The 20,403-nt window shown below is 44.6% G+C and carries 22 protein-coding genes and 2 other annotated features; all 22 genes read right to left on the bottom strand.

Annotated features, from left to right (window positions below; all coding sequences use genetic code 11):
* Positions 1-55: 55 nt before the first annotated feature.
* A complete protein-coding gene (rplJ, locus tag FED51_RS00775) occupies positions 56-553 on the bottom strand; it encodes a 50S ribosomal protein L10 (protein WP_010896304.1) in 498 nt (165 codons plus the stop codon).
* 43 nt (positions 554-596) lie between these two features.
* Positions 597-732: a sequence feature (ribosomal protein L10 leader region), on the bottom strand.
* Positions 733-821: 89 nt separating this feature from the next.
* Positions 822-1,517: a 50S ribosomal protein L1 gene (gene rplA / locus FED51_RS00770; protein WP_053432304.1), complete on the bottom strand. Its 696-nt coding sequence runs from the start codon at positions 1,515-1,517 to the stop codon at positions 822-824.
* 120 nt (positions 1,518-1,637) lie between these two features.
* Entirely contained in the window at positions 1,638-2,063 is a 426-nt protein-coding gene (rplK, locus tag FED51_RS00765) for a 50S ribosomal protein L11 (RefSeq protein WP_010896302.1), read from the bottom strand.
* A gap of 154 nt (positions 2,064-2,217) precedes the next feature.
* The gene (gene nusG / locus FED51_RS00760; protein WP_010896301.1) at positions 2,218-2,754 is read right to left on the bottom strand and encodes a transcription termination/antitermination protein NusG; all 537 of its coding nucleotides are present in this window, start codon (positions 2,752-2,754) and stop codon (positions 2,218-2,220) included.
* A gap of 125 nt (positions 2,755-2,879) precedes the next feature.
* Positions 2,880-3,074, bottom strand: a complete 195-nt coding sequence (gene secE / locus FED51_RS00755; RefSeq protein WP_010896300.1) for a preprotein translocase subunit SecE — start codon at positions 3,072-3,074, stop codon at positions 2,880-2,882.
* 239 nt (positions 3,075-3,313) lie between these two features.
* Positions 3,314-3,463, bottom strand: a complete 150-nt coding sequence (rpmG, locus tag FED51_RS00750; protein WP_010896299.1) for a 50S ribosomal protein L33 — start codon at positions 3,461-3,463, stop codon at positions 3,314-3,316.
* 150 nt (positions 3,464-3,613) lie between these two features.
* Entirely contained in the window at positions 3,614-4,267 is a 654-nt protein-coding gene (sigH, locus tag FED51_RS00745) for an RNA polymerase sporulation sigma factor SigH (RefSeq protein WP_053432303.1), read from the bottom strand.
* A 75-nt stretch (positions 4,268-4,342) separates the two neighbouring features.
* Positions 4,343-4,855 carry an NYN domain-containing protein gene (locus FED51_RS00740; RefSeq protein WP_010896297.1) on the bottom strand — a complete coding sequence of 171 codons (513 nt, stop codon included), beginning with the start codon at positions 4,853-4,855 and terminating at the stop codon, positions 4,343-4,345.
* 1 nt (position 4,856) lies between these two features.
* Positions 4,857-5,606 carry a 23S rRNA (guanosine(2251)-2'-O)-methyltransferase RlmB gene (gene rlmB / locus FED51_RS00735; RefSeq protein ID WP_083445658.1) on the bottom strand — a complete coding sequence of 250 codons (750 nt, stop codon included), beginning with the start codon at positions 5,604-5,606 and terminating at the stop codon, positions 4,857-4,859.
* Between the two features lie 2 nt (positions 5,607-5,608).
* The gene (locus FED51_RS00730) at positions 5,609-6,028 is read right to left on the bottom strand and encodes a Mini-ribonuclease 3 (protein ID WP_010896295.1); all 420 of its coding nucleotides are present in this window, start codon (positions 6,026-6,028) and stop codon (positions 5,609-5,611) included.
* Positions 6,028-7,428 carry a cysteine--tRNA ligase gene (cysS, locus tag FED51_RS00725; protein ID WP_010896294.1) on the bottom strand — a complete coding sequence of 467 codons (1,401 nt, stop codon included), beginning with the start codon at positions 7,426-7,428 and terminating at the stop codon, positions 6,028-6,030. Before cysS ends, FED51_RS00730 begins: the two co-directional genes overlap by 1 nt.
* Before the next feature lie 37 nt (positions 7,429-7,465).
* On the bottom strand, positions 7,466-8,146 hold the full coding sequence (cysE, locus tag FED51_RS00720) for a serine O-acetyltransferase (protein WP_050769003.1): 681 nt from the start codon (positions 8,144-8,146) through the stop codon (positions 7,466-7,468).
* An 84-nt stretch (positions 8,147-8,230) separates the two neighbouring features.
* Positions 8,231-8,468, bottom strand: a binding site (T-box leader).
* A gap of 2 nt (positions 8,469-8,470) precedes the next feature.
* Positions 8,471-9,928 carry a glutamate--tRNA ligase gene (gene gltX, locus FED51_RS00715; protein WP_053432313.1) on the bottom strand — a complete coding sequence of 486 codons (1,458 nt, stop codon included), beginning with the start codon at positions 9,926-9,928 and terminating at the stop codon, positions 8,471-8,473.
* A gap of 82 nt (positions 9,929-10,010) precedes the next feature.
* Entirely contained in the window at positions 10,011-10,484 is a 474-nt protein-coding gene (ispF, locus tag FED51_RS00710; protein WP_053432302.1) for a 2-C-methyl-D-erythritol 2,4-cyclodiphosphate synthase, read from the bottom strand.
* Complete coding sequence (ispD, locus tag FED51_RS00705; RefSeq protein ID WP_010896290.1) at positions 10,485-11,171, bottom strand: 2-C-methyl-D-erythritol 4-phosphate cytidylyltransferase; 687 nt, start codon at positions 11,169-11,171, stop codon at positions 10,485-10,487.
* A gap of 239 nt (positions 11,172-11,410) precedes the next feature.
* Positions 11,411-12,499 (bottom strand): PIN/TRAM domain-containing protein, encoded by a 1,089-nt coding sequence (locus FED51_RS00700; RefSeq protein ID WP_010896289.1) that lies wholly within the window; start codon positions 12,497-12,499, stop codon positions 11,411-11,413.
* Between the two features lie 158 nt (positions 12,500-12,657).
* Positions 12,658-13,731 carry a DNA integrity scanning diadenylate cyclase DisA gene (gene disA, locus FED51_RS00695; RefSeq protein WP_053432301.1) on the bottom strand — a complete coding sequence of 358 codons (1,074 nt, stop codon included), beginning with the start codon at positions 13,729-13,731 and terminating at the stop codon, positions 12,658-12,660.
* 8 nt (positions 13,732-13,739) lie between these two features.
* Positions 13,740-15,113 (bottom strand): DNA repair protein RadA, encoded by a 1,374-nt coding sequence (gene radA, locus FED51_RS00690; RefSeq protein WP_053432300.1) that lies wholly within the window; start codon positions 15,111-15,113, stop codon positions 13,740-13,742.
* 167 nt (positions 15,114-15,280) lie between these two features.
* On the bottom strand, positions 15,281-17,722 hold the full coding sequence (gene clpC, locus FED51_RS00685) for an ATP-dependent protease ATP-binding subunit ClpC (RefSeq protein WP_010896286.1): 2,442 nt from the start codon (positions 17,720-17,722) through the stop codon (positions 15,281-15,283).
* Between the two features lie 18 nt (positions 17,723-17,740).
* Positions 17,741-18,811, bottom strand: coding sequence for a protein-arginine kinase McsB (locus FED51_RS00680; protein WP_053432299.1), 1,071 nt, complete (start codon positions 18,809-18,811; stop codon positions 17,741-17,743).
* A 2-nt stretch (positions 18,812-18,813) separates the two neighbouring features.
* Positions 18,814-19,347, bottom strand: coding sequence for a protein-arginine kinase activator protein McsA (locus FED51_RS00675; RefSeq protein WP_053432298.1), 534 nt, complete (start codon positions 19,345-19,347; stop codon positions 18,814-18,816).
* 25 nt (positions 19,348-19,372) lie between these two features.
* Positions 19,373-19,843 (bottom strand): CtsR family transcriptional regulator, encoded by a 471-nt coding sequence (locus tag FED51_RS00670; protein ID WP_053432297.1) that lies wholly within the window; start codon positions 19,841-19,843, stop codon positions 19,373-19,375.
* Positions 19,844-20,403: the final 560 nt, after the last annotated feature.

The following is a 20,403-nucleotide window of genomic DNA, read 5'->3' as shown; positions in this document are numbered from 1 at the left end:
TAAATCCTCCCTATTTTCATATTAATCATCCGATCAATGGATAAAACACACGTCATTAGGCGCCTTGCTCTTCTTTTTGGTCAGCCACAGCTTTTGTCGCCAACGCAAAGTTGCGCACAGGTGCTTGAAGCACGCTAAGCAACATAGAAAGAAGACCTTCGCGTGATGGAAGTTCCGCAAGTGCTTTCACTTCTTCAACAGACGCTACGTTTCCTTCAATGACACCCGCTTTGATTTCAAGCGCTTCATGTTCCTTTGCGAAGCTGTTAATGATCTTCGCTGGTGCAATCGCATCTTCATTGTGGAATGCAATCGCAGTTGGGCCTACAAGCACGTCATTAAGTTCGGTTAACTCCGCTACTTCCGCTGCACGGCGAGTCATCGTATTTTTATATACTTTGAACTCACAGCCCGCTTCGCGAAGTTGCTTACGAAGCTCAGTTACTTCAGCTACGTTTAATCCACGATAGTCAACCACAACTGTCGATTGGCTTTCCTTTAACTTCGTTGCGATTTCAGTAACGATTTGCTTTTTTTGTTCTAGGACACTCATCTTTCACACCTCCTGTAGGATCGTTCCATACCGTTTCAGTCAAGAGGCCAACGAAAATGCCCCCATGCAGACATGAGGGCATACGAGTCCAGTCAAAAGACTTTCATCTATTTGCTTACCTCGGTAGGAAATTAAGCGAATCACGCACCTACTGTCTACGGTATGTTTCAACGCCTGTTCAAAAAGTTCTTTCTGAACAAGCTCTATTGATTTTTAACAGAACACTCCGTTAGTATACGCAAGAGTGATCGCATTGTCAACTTTTAATTTATTTCCCAAAGCTAGCTGTGCTAACTTTCACACCAGGACCCATTGTTGAAGAAACAGCGATGTTCTTCAAGTAAGTTCCTTTCGCCGCAGCTGGCTTTGCTTTCACAAGCGTATCGATGATTGTTTCGAAGTTCTCAGCAAGTTTCGCTGTGTCAAACGATACTTTACCAATCGGAACGTGGATGTTACCAGCTTTGTCTACACGGTATTCCACTTTACCTGCTTTGATATCATTTACCGCTTTTTCAACTTCGAATGTAACTGTACCTGTTTTCGGGTTTGGCATTAAGCCTTTTGGTCCAAGAACACGACCAAGTTTACCAACTTGAGCCATCATGTCAGGTGTCGCAACGATCACATCAAATTCGAACCAACCTTGGCTGATTTTGTTAATGTAATCTTCATCACCAACATAGTCTGCTCCAGCCGCTTCTGCTTCCTTTGCTTTTTCTCCCTTTGCGAATACAAGCACGCGTTGCGTTTTACCCGTACCGTTTGGAAGAACAACAGCACCGCGAATTTGTTGATCCGCTTTCTTAGGATCTACTCCTAAACGTACAGCAACTTCCACCGTTTCATCAAATTTTGCAACAGAAGCCTTTTTCACTAACTCTAATGCTTCTTCTACTTGATACGCTTGATCACGGTCGATTAACTTGACCGCTTCTAAATATTTTTTTCCACGTTTAGCCATTGCTATTTTTCCTCCTCGTATGTGGTTTTAGCGGTTATACCTCCCACTATGAAAGGTTGCGAGCCCCAACAGGCAAAAGGAGTTTCTCCTCGATCGCAACCTTCACTCAAACCTTAGCCATTAGTCCTCAATCACAATACCCATGCTTCGAGCCGTACCTTCAACCATACGCATAGCTGCTTCAACATCGGCAGCGTTCAAATCAGGCATTTTCGTCTCAGCAATTTCGCGCACCTTGTCTCGTTTAACCGTTGCAACTTTGTTACGGTTTGGCTCACCAGAGCCTGACTCGATTCCAGCTGCTTTTTTCAAAAGAACAGCAGCAGGCGGAGTTTTTGTGACAAATGTAAACGAACGGTCTTCAAACACCGTGATTTCAACCGGAATGATAAGACCTGCTTGGTCTGAAGTACGAGCGTTAAATTCCTTACAAAAACCCATAATGTTCACACCTGCTTGACCTAGTGCAGGACCAACCGGTGGAGCTGGGTTCGCTTTACCTGCTGGAATTTGTAGCTTTACCATTTTAATAACCTTTTTAGCCACGTGACACACCTCCTTAGTCCGTGATGTGGTTAACCGGGCATTTTGCCCTCCCACTCAAAAAACGGATGCTTGTACGCACCCGATGGTTCATGAAAACAAACCAGGATCAAACACAAAAATTTTATCACTTCCAGATCAAGATATCAAGACTTTCTTAAATCTTTTCAATCTGGGTGAATTCAAGCTCAACTGGGGTTTCTCTTCCAAACATGTTCACATGCACTTTTAGCTTACGCTTGTCCAGTTGAATTTCTTCAATCGTTCCAATGAAGTTGGCAAAAGGACCTTCTTTCACTTTTACAGATTCCTTTAATTGGAAATCAATCTCTACTTGTCGCTCCTCTTGCATGCCCATCTGGCGCAAAATCGCGTCTACTTCTTCTGGAAGAAGCGGGGTTGGCTTTGATCCCGCACCTGCGGAACCGACAAAACCAGTCACCCCAGGTGTATTTCGGACCACGTACCAAGAATCATCGGTCATGACCATTTCTACAAGCACATATCCCGGAAAGACTTTACGGGAAACTTGTTTACTCTTTCCGTTCTTCACTTCCGTTTCCTCTTCAACCGGAACCATCACGCGAAAGATTTTGTCGGTCATGTCCATTGACTCTACACGCTTTTCCAAATTCGTCTTCACTTTGTTTTCATAGCCCGAATACGTGTGGACCACATACCAATTTTTCTCCATAAACAGTAGGACGGTTTATGTCCTTCCCTCCTCTTCGGTTCATTCACAACCAACTAGGTGTGAATGGGCAAAAGTTCAGGAACCTCGCACTTACGAACTTACGCAGTTCCGCTAGTCATCGGCCATTATTCAATCAATCCACGTACGAGGGCGGAAATTCCATAATCAACAACGGCAAAGAATACCGTAATGAACGCTACAGTCCCTAATACAACAAGTGTATAGCGAGTAAGCTCCTTACGAGTCGGCCAAGAGACTCGCTTCATCTCCGCTACTACATCACCAAAAAACTTACCAATACCTTTTACGCCGCCAGCCACGACAGACACCTCCAGCACCAATCAATATAGACAAAGGGCACCTCTTCTATTCAAAAACTCGCTTAAAGCAACCGAGAATTGCATAAGCCAAAAATGCAGGGGTACACTTTATATAAACAGCAACCCCGAAAACCATTTTGGACTTGGTTCGTCACCAAGTCTAAAATAGTTAAAGCTTCTTTTCTTGCAGTTTCATCGATTCATAAATAAAGCAATCGAAAATTAATAACGGTAAAACATTATTTCGTTTCTCGGTGAAGCGTGTGTCGGTTACACGTCCTACAAAACTTTTTCATTTCCAAGCGGTCGGTATGAGACTGCTGATTGGTTTTCGTTGAGTAGTTGCGTGACCTACATTCGACGCACGCAAGAATTCGCTTCACTCCCAATGAAAACCCTCCCACTTGGTTCAGTGTACAGACTATCTCAATGTAGCATACAAGCGTTTGAGTGTCAATGTTCTCTTATTGGTTTGAAAAGGCGGGACTCTATGTGCTCAGCCATTAGGCAGTTCGACTTGACGAACTGTATTTACTAGATTACAAGCTAACACCCTTCAATTCCATATACCGCTCTAACTTGCGCTTCACACGTTGGAGCGCATTATCAATCGACTTTACATGACGATTCAGTTCCGCAGAGATTTCTTGATACGACCTACCATCAAGATAAAGCATTAGCACCTTACGCTCTAAATCACTCAATAACTCGCCCATTTTCACTTCTATGTCATCAAACTCTTCCTGATTGATTAGAAGCTCTTCTGGGTCCGTTACGCGCGAGCCACAAACGACATCAAGCAACGTACGATCAGATTCTTCATCGTAGAGAGGCTTATCGAGAGAAACATAGGAGTTAAGAGGTATGTGCTTTTGACGAGTTGCCGTTTTGATAGCTGTGATAATCTGGCGGGTAATGCACAGCTCAGCAAATGCCTTAAACGAAGATAGCTTGTCCCCTTTAAAGTCACGAATTGCTTTGTATAAGCCAATCATGCCTTCCTGAACAATATCTTCATGATCAGCACCAATCAAAAAGTAAGAGCGAGCTTTTGCACGGACAAAGTTCTTATACTTATGAATCAAATACTCCAGTGCAGCACCATCTCCATTACGAACTCGGTTTACTAAGCCTTCATCTTCAATCTGATTAAACTCAAGGTTGGAAGCAGTTGCATTTAGGTCCACGCTCATGGAAATCCCTCCGGACAAGCTGTTGTCTAAATTATACGAACATTATATAGCACGATTTTCCAGTCCGTCAACCGCTCATCTGTCGCCTCGACGCCATTTTTCAAAAATTTCGGCTAATTCTTCGGTAAGGGCAATTTTTGTCGAATTATGTTCTTTATTGCTTTTTTCGACAGTTTTCTCAATCCCCTTTCCTGTTACTTCCATTTCATTGTAAAGCTCTCTTGCTGACTTTCGCAGGGCTCCACTCCCAAAAATATGGGATTGTTCTGCGAGGTCAGAAGTGGCTACATAGATTTGGGTATCAATCCGTTTCAATTCCCGAACGAGCCTTTCAATTCGCTCATCTGCCGTCTCGTTTTTTCTCGTATAAATTACTTCGATACGGTGATTGTTATACGTTCGCCCAACGCCAGGAACCATATGGGCATCAAAAACAAGGATAACCTTACAACCTGTATAAGCTTGATACTCGGCTAACCGATCGATGAGCTTGTCCCGTGCGAGAGCCAAATCGCGATCCTTTAATTCCTTTAATTCAGGCCATGCACCAATCATGTTGTAGCCGTCAACGATTAAAATCTCCCTCATGCTACTCCCTACCTAACGGATGTCGCTTACGATAAGCCTCATACATAAGAAGGCTAGTAGCAACAGACGCATTCAGCGACGTTACCTGACCAACCATCGGAATTCGCACAAGAAAATCACACTTTTCGCGAACGAGACGACTTAACCCTTTACCTTCACTGCCAATGACAAGTGCGATTGGCATGTCATAGGCTGCGCCTCTATAATCTTCACTTCCTTTTGCATCGGTTCCGATAAACCAAAGGCCGCGCTTTTTTAAATCTTCCATCGTCCGTGCCAAGTTCGTCACCCGCACAACAGGCACATACTCAATAGCTCCCGTAGACGCTTTCGCAACCGTCTGTGTTAAGCCAACGGCTCGTCTTTTCGGAATGATGACACCATGGACACCTGCAGCATCGGCTGTTCGAAGGATCGACCCAAGGTTATGAGGGTCCTCCACTTCATCCAGGACAATAAAAAATGGCTCTTCTCCTTTTTCTGCTGCTCGTTGAAATAGGTCATCCATTTCTGCATATTCATACGCAGCGACAGAAGCGACGGCTCCTTGATGGTTTTCACGCCCGATTAACTGGTCGAGCTTACGCTTTGGAACATGCTGGACAAGCACACCCTGTTCTTTGGCCAGTTCAAGAACCTTTTGCATTTGTCCTTTTTGTGACCCTTCACCAATCCAAATTTTATTCATCGGCCGGCCTGAACGAAGCGCTTCAATGATCGGGTTTTTCCCGGTAATGAATTCACGATCCACGATTATTCTCCCTCCTTTCGCATATCTATTTTCGTTAAATAGTCACTCATTAATTCATCTAATCGATCAGGTTGGTTCGTTAAATATAGATAGCCGAGCAACGCCTCTAAGCCCGTAGCATAGCGGTACGTATTCACATCGGTATTTTTAGGGATCGTTCCTGACTTCGCATTGCGCCCTCGTTTGGCAATGCTTTCTTCTTGCTCTGTTAACTTGTTCGTCTCCAGCCATTCGTGCATGATCGCCGCTTGTGCTTTAGCCGAGACATAACGGGTTGCCTCACCGTGCAGTCGGTGAGGCCGAACCGTCCCTTTTGCTAACAAATGAAAACGTACATACATGTCAAGAACAGAATCACCCATATAGGCGAGGGCGAGGGCATTAAGCTGACGAAAATCAATGCTTGCTTCGGTTACTTTCATTAAGACCCTCTTTTCCAGCGGACGCCTTGAGGAGTGTCCTCAAGAATAATGCCTTCTGCTTTTAGCTGGTCACGAATGTCATCAGCACGCTGGAAGTTTTTCGCCTTACGCGCCTCGTTTCGTTCCTCAATTAACCGCTCAATCTCTTCGTCCAATAGTTCCTCTTGCCTATTAAGGGTTACCCCTAACACGCCCCCTAATTCATTAAACAAGTCAATGAACGACTGCAAAACTGCCTTGGAGGTTTGCTCTTCTCGCAAATAACGATTCGCTTCCTTCGCTAAATCAAAAAGAACGGCTATCCCATTTGCACTATTGAAGTCATCATCCATCTCTTCTATAAATCGACCACGAAACTCATCAATCCGCTCTAACCATGGCTCTGTCCCACCAAAGTCGGCAGATTCTTGAAGGCGATGCACTAGGCTACTAACTGCTGTTTGCAACCGTTCCAACCCTCTTTTAGCCCCTTCAAGCAATTCATCGCTAAAATTAATTGGGCTTCGGTAATGGGCTGACAACATGAAAAATCGCAAGACTTCTGCCGAATGTTGTCGAATCATTTCGTTGGCCAATACGACATTTCCGAGCGATTTCGACATTTTTTCGTTATCAAGGTTAATAAATCCATTATGGAGCCAATAGTTTGCCATTGGTTTTCCTGTCATGCATTCTGATTGAGCAATTTCATTTTCATGGTGAGGAAATTTTAAGTCCTGACCACCTGCATGAATGTCGATCGTATCCCCTAAATATTTTTTCACCATCGCTGAGCATTCTATATGCCATCCTGGTCGCCCCTTCCCCCACGGACTGTCCCAGGAAACCTCCCCTTCTTTTGCTGCTTTCCATAAAACAAAATCCAAAGGGTCTTCTTTTCGCTCATCGACTTCGATTCGAGCACCTGAAAGCAGATCATCAATCGATTGTGCCGATAACTTCCCGTATTCCTTAAATTTCCGTGTGCGAAAATAGACATCCCCACCCTGTTCGTAGGCGTAGCCTTTCTCTTCTAACACTCGAATAAACGAAATAATTTCCGACATCGTTTCCGTCACGCGAGGATGGTGATCAGCCTCAAGAACTCCCAAAGCTGAAGTGTCTTGTTTGTACGCCTCAATAAAGCGATTAGCCACAGCAAAAACATCTTCCCCTAGCTCATTGGCAACGCGAATAATTTTATCGTCTACATCTGTAAAGTTAGAGACGAAAAGTACTTCATACCCGCGATACTTTAAGTATCGGCGTATCATATCATACACGATCGGCGGGCGGGCGTTCCCAATATGAATGTAATTGTAAACCGTCGGCCCACAGACATACATCTTCACTTTTCCCTCTTCTAGAGGAACGAACGGTTCCTTTTTTCTCGTTAAACTATTGAACACTTGAATCGCCATCGTCCCATCTCCTTTTTGATTACAGCTGTTCAAAGGGTTATCCTTCTTTCACGCTATGATTACTTGCGCTTTTCGGCAAGTTGTTTTTTCGCAACTCCTCAATTTCCTTTTGTAATGCTTCCAATTGCTTCTCTAGCTCACGAAATTTATCGGACACAGGGTCGGGAAGGAGGTGATGGTCCAAATCTCGATTGACCTTGATGCCGTCTCGAATAACTACCTTGCCTGGTATTCCGACGACGGTAGAGTTAGGCGGAACTTCATTGAGAACGACAGAGCCAGCCCCAATTCGTGAATTTTTCCCGATCGTAAAGGAACCGAGAACCTTTGCACCTGAAGCAATTAATACATGATCCTCTACCGTTGGATGACGCTTTCCTTTCTCTTTTCCCGTCCCTCCTAAGGTGACCCCTTGATAGATCGTCACATTGTCGCCAATCTCACAGGTTTCACCAATAACAACACCCATTCCGTGGTCAATGAATAACCGTTGACCAATCTTTGCCCCCGGATGAATTTCAATTCCTGTTATGAGGCGACTCACCTGTGAGAGAAAGCGGGCCACAAAGTATAGCTTTTTCCTCCAAAGCCAATGGGCCAACCGATGAGCCCAAATGGCATGAACTCCAGAATACGTGAAGATCACCTCAAGCCGGCTCCGGGCCGCAGGGTCTTGCTCAAACACGACATCAATATCATTTAAAAGCGTTTTGAAGATTCTTTTCATAACTCTCTCCTCCCCTCAGACTCATCCATCTATCTGCAACGAACGACATGAAAAAGAGCGTCCCTGTGCTACTTGCACAGAGACGCTCTTCACGTGGTCCCACTCTGCTTGAGAAATAGTCGATTTGCCATTTCCCCTCTCAATTCTGCAATAACGGTGCAAGCCGCCTTGACCTACTAATGAAGTATACCTTCCGTTCAATCAAGGGCTCAGAGGTGCATGTTCAGATGGGGTGAACGTAAGCTGCTTTCAGCCGAGACAGCTCTCTCTGTCCGTTACCGTTCATCCTACTTTTCCTCTTCAACGCGCTTTTATTTAGTTTAGTAACGATCGAAGTCTATGTGTGACAATTTCTTTTCCGATTAGTTCAATGGCACTCGGAAGTTCCGGTCCGTGTGTTTGCCCTGTCGTTGCCACGCGAATCGGCATAAATAGTTTTTTCCCTTTTTGACCTGTTGCTTTCTGTGTCGCTTTGATCGCACCTTTAATGCTAACAGCATCCCATGTGTCTAAACCTTCCAACTCTTGAAGGAATCCGCTTAGGACACCTGGCACTTGCTCTTCATTTAAAACTTCCTGTGCTTCATCATTATACTGAATTTCAGTCTTGAAAAACAACTCTGTAAGCTCAACGATTTCTGCTCCGTAATGAAGCTGCTCTTGATAAAGAGAAATAACCGCTTTTGCCCATTCAGCCTGTTCTTCAGAAAGGCTCTCTGGAAGCTTACCTGCTTTCTGTAAATGAGGTAAGGCGAGCGCCACTACATCGTCAAGATCAGCATTTTTAATGTACTGATTGTTCATCCATGCGAGCTTATCTGTGTCAAAGACGGCTGGAGCCTTCGATACTCGCTCTAACGAAAATTGAGCTGCTAGCTCTTCAAGGGAGAAAATCTCTTCCTCACCGACCGGAGACCAACCGAGCAATGCGAGAAAGTTCACAATCGCTTCCGGCATATAACCTAACTCTTTATATTGTTCAACAAACTGAATGATGGATTCATCCCGCTTACTCATTTTTTGCCGGTTCGGATTTAATATGAGAGAAGCATGTGCGAAGGTTGGCACATCCCAACCGAATGCTTCATAAAGCATAACCTGTCTAGGCGTATTGGAAAGGTGCTCCTCCCCGCGAATCACATGGGAAATTTTCATTAGATGGTCATCGACCACGACCGCGAAGTTATACATCGGTACGCCATCTTTACGTGCGATGACAAAGTCGCCAATTCCGTCAGATTCGAAGGAAACCTCCCCGCGAACCGCATCTTGGATTTTAATCACTTGACCTTCTGGTACTCGGAAACGAACAACCGGCTTGATCCCTTTCGCTTCATAGGCGCGGCGCTGCTCCTCCGTTAAATCACGATCCCGACCGCTGTACTTCGGCATCTCGCCTCTTGCAATTTGCGCTTCACGCTCAGCCTCTAGCTCTTCTTCGGTCATGTAACAATAATACGCTTTTCCTTCATTTAACAATTGCTCAATATGTTTCTTATAAATATCCAAACGTTCCATGCTGCTATATGGGCCGTACTCACCGCCAACGTCGATGCTTTCATCCCACTCGACACCAAGCCATTTTAAACTATCAAGTAGCTTTTCCTTCGCTTGCCCAACGTTTCTTGCTTGATCGGTATCTTCAATGCGCAGGACAAACTTGCCCCCTTGATTTTTTGCAAATAAATAATTAAATAAAGCCGAGCGAGCACCACCTATATGTAAATGACCCGTCGGACTTGGGGCAAAACGAACTCTCACTTCACTTGCCATCATTATACACGCTCCGTTTCTCTTTCGTTACAAGGTCTTTATTCTACGACTATTGTACCTAACCCACCACAACGGTCAAGTCTCACTTAACTAACAGGATCACAGCCTGTGAGGCAATCCCTTCCCCACGCCCAGTAAACCCTAACGTTTCAGTCGTGGTCGCTTTCACATTAACCTGAGCTTCCTCTGCCTCTAAAAGCTCGGCAATTCGCGCCCGCATTGCTGGAATGTGAGGAGCCATTTTTGGCTTTTGCGCAATAATCGTACAGTCCACATTCCCTAGTGTATAGCCTTTCTCTTTTACAAGCTCCCATACAGCAGATAAGAGTTTGGCTGAATCTGCATCCTTAAAATGTGGGTCCGTGTCAGGAAAATGCTTACCAATATCTCCCTCACCAATTGCACCTAATGCTGCGTCAGCAATCGTATGAAGCAATACATCAGCATCTGAGTGGCCGAGCAGTCCTTTTTCATATGGAATCTCCACCCCGCCAATAATAAGAGGGCGTCCCTCTGCAAACTGATGTACGTCGAATCCTTGTCCTACTCGTATCATCTATCGTCTCTCCTTTTCCGCTAAAATGGCTTCAGCAAACAATAAATCTTCCGGTGTAGTTAGCTTAAAATTAAAGTAGCTTCCTTGAACGACAGCGACCGAATACCCGAGCCATTCCATCAAGCTAGCATCATCTGTCCCAAGCATTTGTTCGTTTTCCGCCTTTTGATGTGCTTGTTTAATCAATGCTAAGTCAAACGCCTGAGGGGTTTGCACAGCCCATAGCTCTTCCCGCGGCATCGTTTCTAAAACGGCTTCCCCTTCCACACGCTTGATCGTGTCTTTTACCGGAACAGCTAAAACCGCTGCATGGGTCTTAGCTGCTGTCTCCACTAGCGAATGGATTTCTTTTTCTGTAACAAATGGTCGCGCTCCGTCATGTATTAAGACGAGCCCATCCTGTGACAGTGCTTTTAAACCAGCAAAGACGCTCTCTTGTCGCTCTCGCCCTCCAGCCACAATTTTTTTTGCCTTCGAGATCTGGTAACGATTTGCTAGCTCCCCCATCTCCTCGATCTCTTGTTCATTGGCAACAATAACTACATTTGTACACCAATCATCTTGCTCGAAAACAGCCAATGTATGAGCGAGAATCGGCTTGCCGCCTAACTCGATAAATTGTTTATTATGTCCTGCCCTCATCCGCTTTCCTTGACCAGCAGCGGGGATTACAACGGAATACTCCATACGTTCTCCTCCATCACACACACTCTTGCAACGCGCACAAAATCATCCGCTCTATTGTATCATGAACCGATCTGTTTCTGCATAAAATGTTCTATAGAGCGAGCTGCATGGAACGGGAAAATGTCCGAGCTTCCTTCATGACGGAGTCACCAGCTGAGGCTGAAATGGATAAGGGCAAGGGATAAAGAGGAAAACGAAAGAAACGCCTCTCCTTTCATTTAAGGAGAAGCGCCATCTTACTATAAAGCCTTTTCTAACAGCTTGGGTTTGGCAAAAATCATCCGTCCCGCACTCGTTTGCAGCACGCTCGTCACGACGACTTCTACGTGCTTCCCGATATAATCACGGCCACCTTCTACCACGATCATTGTGCCGTCATCTAAGTAGGCAACACCTTGATTCTGCTCTTTCCCATCTTTAATCACTTGGACATTGAGCTCTTCTCCAGGGAGGACGACTGGTTTAACGGCATTCGCTAAATCATTAATGTTTAACACTTGCACTCCCTGCAACTCACAGACTTTGTTTAGGTTAAAGTCATTTGTGACGACCATACCTTCTGTCACTTTCGCTAGCTTCACGAGCTTGCTGTCTACTTCTTGAATATCCTCAAAGTCACCTTCATATATTTCAACATTTATCGGAAGTTCTTTCTGAATCTTATTTAAAATATCGAGTCCTCGTCTGCCACGGTTTCTTTTAAGGACATCAGACGAGTCGGCAATATGCTGTAACTCTTCTAGGACAAAACCAGGGATGACCAAAGTTCCTTCGAGAAACCCGGTCTTGCATATATCTGCAATACGTCCATCAATAATAACGCTCGTATCAAGAATTTTTAACTTGCTACCTCTGGCTTCGCTCTCTTCCTCATCCTTCTTTTTGCCAAAGCCTCGTGTAATCGACATTAAGTGGATTAGCTCATCCCGCTTTTTAAATCCGATCTGAAAGCCAAAATACCCGAGAAAGAAGGTAATAAATATAGGTAAAACCGTGCTCACGACAGGAATGGAGAAATTACCTAAAGGAATCCCTACTAAGAAGGCAACAATAAGGCCAATAATCAATCCCATCGTTCCAAAAAGCACATCGGTGACAGGCGCTTTCACAATCATTTCTTCCGTAACTCGCATTAAATGAACAATATAATCACATAGCCAAAAGGTTAGCAAAAATAAAATGATTGCACCCATGACCGTCCCTACATACGGATTGGTAAGCCATGTGGGATCTTGAATGCTCATCCATGCCATAAGGTCAGGAATAAAAATAAAACCGAGTGTACCACCAACTAAAATAAAAAACAATTGGACTATCCATCTTAACATCCACATCACCTCCTTCTATTATTATAGACAAAAGTTCAGAATTAAAACCTAGCAAACTGTATTTCACATAAAATCCCAAAATTATATAATATTCTTTTATAGAAAGCAATGGAAATTTTCAAATTAAACAACAGGAAATGACAGAATTCTACCGCGAATTAAATATTCCGATCCATAAAAAGCTGTTCTTGAATCCGGCTAAGTCCATCCTTTATTAATTTCGCCCTAGCTTCTCCAATTCCTTCCACTTCATCAAGTTCTTTCAGATCTGCTCGTAGCATATCGTTAATGTTTTCGAACGAGTGGACGAGGTTTCGGACGATCATAGCTGGAAGGCGCGGAATTTTGTGAAGAATCCGATAGCCCCGAGGCGTTGCTTGTTGCTCCTGTACATTAAACGCTTTATGATAACCGAGAAGTTTCAGAATGTTTGAATCATCAAGTAACTCTTCATTGGAGCATTTCATCATCTGCTCTAGCACGTCTTCAGGATCCACGTCATCCTCTTTTGCGTAATCTTGAATCAAGAGCAGCACTTCTTTTTCTAAATTAGACACAAGTTCATTTAACTGCATCGTGATAAGCCGCCCTTCGCTCCCTAGCTCATTGACGTAATTCAAAATTTCCCCTTTAATGTTTAATACCATATGGATACGCTGCATCACTTGGCTTACTTCGTGGAACGTGACGAGCTCCTCAAACTCAAGCGCCCCTAAATCGGTAATATCTTGATCAAGAACTGATTTATATTTATCTAATGTTTGAATCGCTTGGTTCGCTTTTGTCAATATGACTCCAATATCTCGGAGAGCATAACGAAGATGTCCGTGATACAACGTGATGACGTTTCTTCGTTGTGAAATTGAAATGACTAGATTTCCTGTTTGTTTCGCTACTCGTTCTGCGGTGCGGTGACGAATCCCTGTCTCATTTGAAGGGATCGCATTATCAGGGTTCAACTGTGTATTGGCGTACAAAATTTTCGTTCCATCTTCGTTTAAAATGATCGCCCCATCCATTTTCGCAAGCTCATAGAGGGAAGCAGGGGAGAAGGGACAGTCGAGATAAAAGCCACCATCGACGATCCCTTTCATGTTTTCGTTATACCCAAGAACGATCAATCCACCAGTTTTTGCCCGCAATACGTTATCGATTCCTGTACGAAGAGCAGTCCCTGGCGCCACCATTTTTAAAATGTTCCTCGCAAACCTTTCCTTCACTTCACTATCCATCCTGCGACTTACCTCCCTAACGTAACCTCTAACGCATCTTGAACAGTCGATACACCTATTACTTCAATCGTAGAAGGAATGGTCCACCCTCCAAGATTCTTATCTGGAATGATGACCCGCGTAAACCCCAACTTCGCGGCCTCATTCACTCGTTGATCGATTCGCGATACCCTACGAACCTCCCCCGTTAACCCGATTTCACCGATAACAACTTCGTGGGGATTTGTATGTTGATTTCGAAAACTGGACGCAATGCTCACAGCAATTCCCAGATCAATCGCTGGCTCATCCAATCGCACACCACCAGCCACGTTCACGTAGGCATCTTGATTTTGTAATAGCATGCCGACCCGCTTTTCAAGCACTGCCATTAACAACGCAATTCGATTGTGATCCACCCCTGTCGCCATGCGCCTTGGATTTCCGAAGCTGGTCGGTGAAATGAGCGCTTGCAGCTCTACTAAAACGGGCCTCGTGCCTTCCATCGAGGCAACGACCGTTGAACCTGCCACACCACTGGAGCGATCTTCTAAAAAGATTTCCGAAGGGTTGGCCACTTCCTCTAGCCCTGACTCTTTCATTTCAAAAATCCCCATCTCATTAGTAGAGCCAAATCGATTCTTGACCGCTCGTAAAATTCGATACGTATGGTGCCGCTCCCCTTCAAAGTAAAGAACAGAGTCTACCATGTGCTCAAGTAATTTCGGCCCAGCAATCGCCCCTTGCTTTGTCACGTGACCGACGATAAAAATCGCGATCCCCGTTGTTTTCGCCATTCTCATAAAGGAAGCGGTACACTCTCGTACTTGGGCGACACTTCCTGGAGCAGATGTAATCTCGTCTTGGTAGACCGTCTGAATGGAATCAATGATAACAAGAGTGGGATTAACCTCTCCAATCGCTTGTTCAATCTTTTCCATATCTGTTTCTGCTAATACATACAAGTGGTCAGACAAGACTCCTAGTCGGTCGGAACGGATTTTTGTTTGCTTGACCGATTCCTCTCCTGAAATATAGAGCACTCGTTGCTTCAAATCAGCAAGACGGGCGGATAGTTGTAACAATAACGTTGACTTACCGATCCCAGGATCCCCTCCGACAAGAACGAGTGAGCCTGGAACGATCCCTCCACCAAGTACTCGGTTAAGCTCCTTCATCGATGTATCGATTCGCGGCTCCTGCTCCCGTTCAACTTTCGTAATCGGCTGTGGCTTAGCAATACCCGCTCCAGATGTCACATAACTCCGAGAGGATTTTGCCTTAACTTCTGTAAATTCCTCGACCATGGAGTTCCAGCTTTGACAGCCAGGACATTTCCCCATCCATTTGGCTGACTCATACCCACACTCTTGACACATAAACTTTGTTTTCTTTTTCGCCACTTTCAACCCACCTTCAAACCTGTTACCTTTATTGTACCACTGTCATGCTTTTAGTGGGTTGGCCGATGCTTTCGCTACACTTTACATCCTATTTAAGCCGATTCTAAAATATGATCCCTGCCATTTGGCAAAAAACCATGGGGATATGCTATCCCCATGGTTCATCCTTACAGTGTGGCCCCTTCTTTCGAATGTACGACCAATTCGCCGTTTTCTACATCGATAATGGCCCGCTGTCCTTTTTGAATTGTTCCTTTGAGAAGTTCCTCGGACAAGCGATCTTCCACTTCCCGCTGCAATGCCCGACGTAAAGGACGAGCCCCATACTCAGGATCGTAGCCGAGGTCTGTAATTTTATCTTTAGCAGCCTCTGTTAGTTCGAAGGAAACCCCTTGTTCCTCTAATCGTTTCTTCAACTGGTCAGCCATGAGCGTGATGATTTCACGCACATGTTTTTTCTCCAAAGAATGGAAGACAATAATTTCGTCAATCCGGTTTAAAAACTCTGGACGGAAGCTGTTTTTTAATTCGGTCATGACTTTGTCTTTCATATCCTTGTATTCTGATCCTTCTGAATCCGTCGTAAACCCTAAGAATTTATTTTTGCGGAGGGTGCTTGCACCAACATTGGACGTCATAATCACAGCCGTATTGCGGAAATCTACTGTCCGTCCCTTAGAGTCTGTCAAACGCCCGTCTTCAAGCACTTGTAGCAGAATGTTAAAGACTTCCGGATGTGCTTTTTCAATCTCATCAAGAAGGATGACAGAGTAAGGCTTACGACGGACCTTTTCTGTCAGTTGCCCCCCTTCATCGTGGCCCACATATCCTGGAGGTGACCCAACGAGTCGGCTAGTCGCATGCTTTTCCATGTATTCTGACATGTCGATCCGGATAAAGGCATCCTCATCGCCAAACAATGTTTCAGCGACGGCACGAGCAAGCTCCGTTTTCCCGACCCCTGTTGGTCCGAGGAAAATAAACGATCCAATTGGTCGTTTCGGATCTTTTAACCCTGCGCGGGCGCGACGTACAGCTTTAGAAATGGCTTTAACCGCCTCTTCTTGCCCAATTACACGCTTATGCAAAATCTCCTCCATTTTTAACAGACGTTCCGTTTCCTCTTCTGCCAATTTAGATACTGGAATTCCTGTCCAGCTCGCCACGACTTGGGCAATGTCATCAACAACCACTTGTGTGTTCTCTTGTCCTTGCTTTTGCTTCCAGTCGTTTTTCATTTGGTCGAGTTCTTCGCGAATTCGCTGCTCAGAATCACGTAAAGAAGCAGCCTTCTCGAATTCTTGACTTTGAACAGCAGCGTCTTTTTCTTTTCGTGTTTCCTCTAGTTTCTGTTCCAATTCCTTTAAGTTAGGAGGGGCTGTATAAGAGCGAAGTCTCACTTTTGATGCTGCCTCGTCTATCAAATCAATCGCCTTATCTGGCAAGAAACGGTCTTGAATGTAACGATCTGATAACTTGACAGCTTCCTCAATCGCCTCATCGGTAATCGTTACACGATGGTGCGCTTCATAACGATCCCGCAAGCCTTTTAAAATTTGAATTGACTCATCGAGAGACGGCTCATTTACTTGAATCGGCTGAAAGCGCCGCTCAAGCGCTGCGTCTTTTTCAATGTATTTTCGGTACTCATCTAGTGTAGTGGCGCCGATGCACTGTAACTCACCGCGGGCTAATGAAGGCTTTAAAATGTTGGAAGCATCAATGGCACCTTCCGCTCCACCTGCACCGATTAATGTATGCAGCTCATCAATAAACAGAATCACATTCCCCGCTTGGCGAATTTCATCCATTACCTTTTTTAAACGATCTTCAAATTCTCCGCGGTATTTCGTTCCTGCGACAACCGTCCCCATATCGAGCGTCATCACCCGTTTATTTCGGAGTGTTTCCGGTACTTCATTATGAATGATCGCTTGAGCTAATCCTTCGGCAATAGCGGTCTTCCCGACGCCAGGCTCCCCAATGAGAACTGGATTATTTTTTGTTCGGCGACTCAACACTTGGATTACGCGCTCGATTTCTTTCGAGCGGCCGATGACTGGATCAAGCCCTTCCTCCCGAGCAATGGCTGTCAAGTCTCTTGCTAAACTATCAAGTGTTGGCGTATTGGCGTTCGCTGCTCCGCCTCCTTGCTGAGAAGAGCTACTTGTTTCGTTGCTTCCGAGCAACTGTAATACTTGTTGACGCGCTTTGTTCAAGCTCACCCCTAAGTTGTTTAATACCCGGGCAGCAACACCTTCGCCTTCACGAATTAAACCAAGTAAAATATGTTCAGTTCCAACATAGGAATGACCGAGCTTTCTCGCTTCATCCATAGATAGTTCAATGACTTTCTTGGCACGTGGCGTATAATGAATGGTTTTCGCACCATCCTGGCCTTTCCCAATTAGCGTCTCTACTTCTTTTTGTATTTTTTCCGGTCCAAGCCCTAACGCTTGTAGAGCTTTGGCGGCAATTCCTTCGCCTTCACGAATTAATCCAAGCAAAATATGTTCTGTGCCAATGTTGTTATGGCCTAGCCGAATGGCTTCTTCTTGCGCGAGTGCTAACACCTTTTGCGCACGTTCTGTAAAACGACCAAACATCATATCTATCCACCTCCGAAGTTAATTGGATTCGTCTTCTAGTTTGAGTCTTGCCCGAATCAATGCGGCCCGCCTTTCATCACGTTGATCTGCCGTAAGCACAGTGCCCGCATATTGCTGCAAAAACCCTGGTTGAGTTAAAATCATAAGTTCATTCAGGATGTTGCCGGAAACCCCTTTAAGTAAACCTAAATCAATTCCTAACCGAACATCGGAAAGCTTTTGCGTAGCTTCCTTTGATTCAATGATCCGGCTATGAGCCAAGATCCCATAGGAACGGTAGACTCGGTCTTCAAGCTGCAGTCTTGAGCTTTCAAGTAGCCGCTTCCGTGCCGCCCGCTCTTGTTGGATCAGCTGCATAACGACCCCTCGTAAATCCTCAACGATGTCTTCTTCTGATTTTCCTAACGTCATTTGGTTTGAAATTTGAAATAGGTTACCTAATGCTTCGCTACCTTCCCCGTAAATTCCTCTAACAACCAATCCCAGTTGATTAATTGCAGGTAAAATCCGATTAATTTGCTGGGTCATGACAAGGGCCGGTAAGTGCATCATGACGGAAGCCCGAAGTCCAGTTCCAACATTTGTTGGGCAGCTTGTAAGATAACCACGTTTTTCATCAAAGGCATAATCCACTTTCCCTTCGATCCAATCATCAATACCGCTTGCCAACACGAGAGCTTCGCTTAATTGAAATCCGGGAAATAGACATTGGATGCGTAAATGATCCTCTTCATTTATCATAATGCTGATGGACTCGTCTTCACTTAGCATCACCGCACCGTGCTTTGACTCTTCTGCTAGGTGAGGGCTAATTAAATGTTTTTCAACGAGCACCCTTTTTACATTGGGCTTCATATCATCCATGCATAAAAGCTCAAATCGGTTCGTATGATAAGAGCTTTCAGCTAAATGGTTTTTAACATGCTCTACAAGCTGCTTGGACTCTTCGATTGTGGCTAAGAGCGGAAAGCGGAATGACTGGAGATTCCGAGCTAAACGAATTCGACTGCTTAACACAATATCGGAATCGGGGCCATCTTTTTTCATCCACGGGCTAATGGCCTCACTTATAAAACGCTGTAAAGACATAACTACCCTTCCCCCCCACTGACTTTTCGTTCAAGTGAACGGATTTGATCGCGCACAAGGGCAGCTTCTTCAAACTCTTCTCGTTCAATGTGCTGTTTCAATGTTTCTTTTAGTGCACGAATTTGTCGTCTAATCTCTATTCCTCCACCGATTCGCTTCGGTACTTTTCCTCTATGAGCTACATTCCCGCTATGCACCCGCTTAAACACAGGGTCAAGCTTAGGGCTAAAGGTTTGATAGCAGGAAGCACAACCAAAGCGTCCTACTCTTGCAAATTGCTCGTACGTCATCCCACACTTTTCGCATGTAAGAGAACGTTTAATTGTTTGTTGTGCTTGTGGATCTTGCGGTTTAGGTTGTTCAAAGTCGAGTAGTCCAGATAGAAGCTGATGAATGGAAAAGCTATTGGAGCCCGGGAAATGCTCGCCTTTTTCCTTAGCGCATTGCTCACAAATGTGAAACTCTGTCTTTTCACCATTAATGATTTTGGTAAAATGAAGTGTGGCCGGGCGCTGTTGACATTCTTGACATTTCAATCAAACCACCCCTCTCATGTTGGTTTTATCGCTCATCTTTATATTTCAATGTTTCGATCATCGCTTTCAACAGATTGGCCCGTATTTCATCACGATGATTCACCGTCGTATGATAATGAGCCCGATCCATGACACTTAGCATCAGCCGTGTCTCTCGTTTGGAGATTACCCCTTCTTCAAACAGTCGGGAGATGATACCTTCTGCCCCTTGTTGACTAATACCCTTCCCTATTAACTGGGCTAATTGATCAAAGAGCGACAAGTTTTCATGGGGTTTTACTTTCATGATTCGGATGTATCCCCCTCCACCTCTTTTGCTCTCAACAAGATATCCTTTTTCAATGGTAAATCGGGTGCTGATTACATAATTTATTTGTGAAGGGACACATTGAAACTGTTCAGCTAGTTCACTTCGCTTAATTTCGATTAGCTCTTTTTCACTTTGCAATATAATGTTTTTTAAGTACTGCTCAATGATATCTGAGATATTCCTCATCCATAAAAGCCCCCCTTCTCCCCTTTCTTATGTTACGTTTTTCCAAATAATTTGTTCAATTGGATTGACTTTGACTATCTTTGACCTAATTTTATTATAATCCATATTGTCTCAGTGTCAATGAATTCACATCAGCTAGTATTGCCCTTTTTTTCACCGCTTCATTCTCCTAATGCAGAACAATCGTCATCTATGATTCGACTCCATTCGCTTATATTACAAGATTCCCTGAGTTTGTAGCTTCCTTTCTATCTAATGTATTGTTAACACTTCATTTCATCCATTTAGCGTAGCATTAAAAGGTCCCCTGTTGACGTTTGGGGGACTTTGCTTCCATTGGAGTTCTTAGTTTTAGTATGGTTGTTCACATACTAAAAAAGCATAACCCGACTGGATTGTGCTTTCTGCTTGGCAGCGTCCTTGGGCTCCCCCTTTCTCTCCTACGGGGGTCTTCTACCACACCGTTTCGCTCTGTCGTTTCTCACGATGTTTACGAAGAGAATGGGGTCGTCTCGCAGGGGGGACATGACGCTTTTCTTTGTCGCCTTTTTCATGGTGTG

This window comes from Halalkalibacterium halodurans, assembly GCF_005671335.1.
GTDB lineage: Bacteria > Bacillota > Bacilli > Bacillales > Bacillaceae_D > Halalkalibacterium > Halalkalibacterium halodurans.
This window is presented reverse-complemented; position numbering and strand designations above follow the sequence as displayed.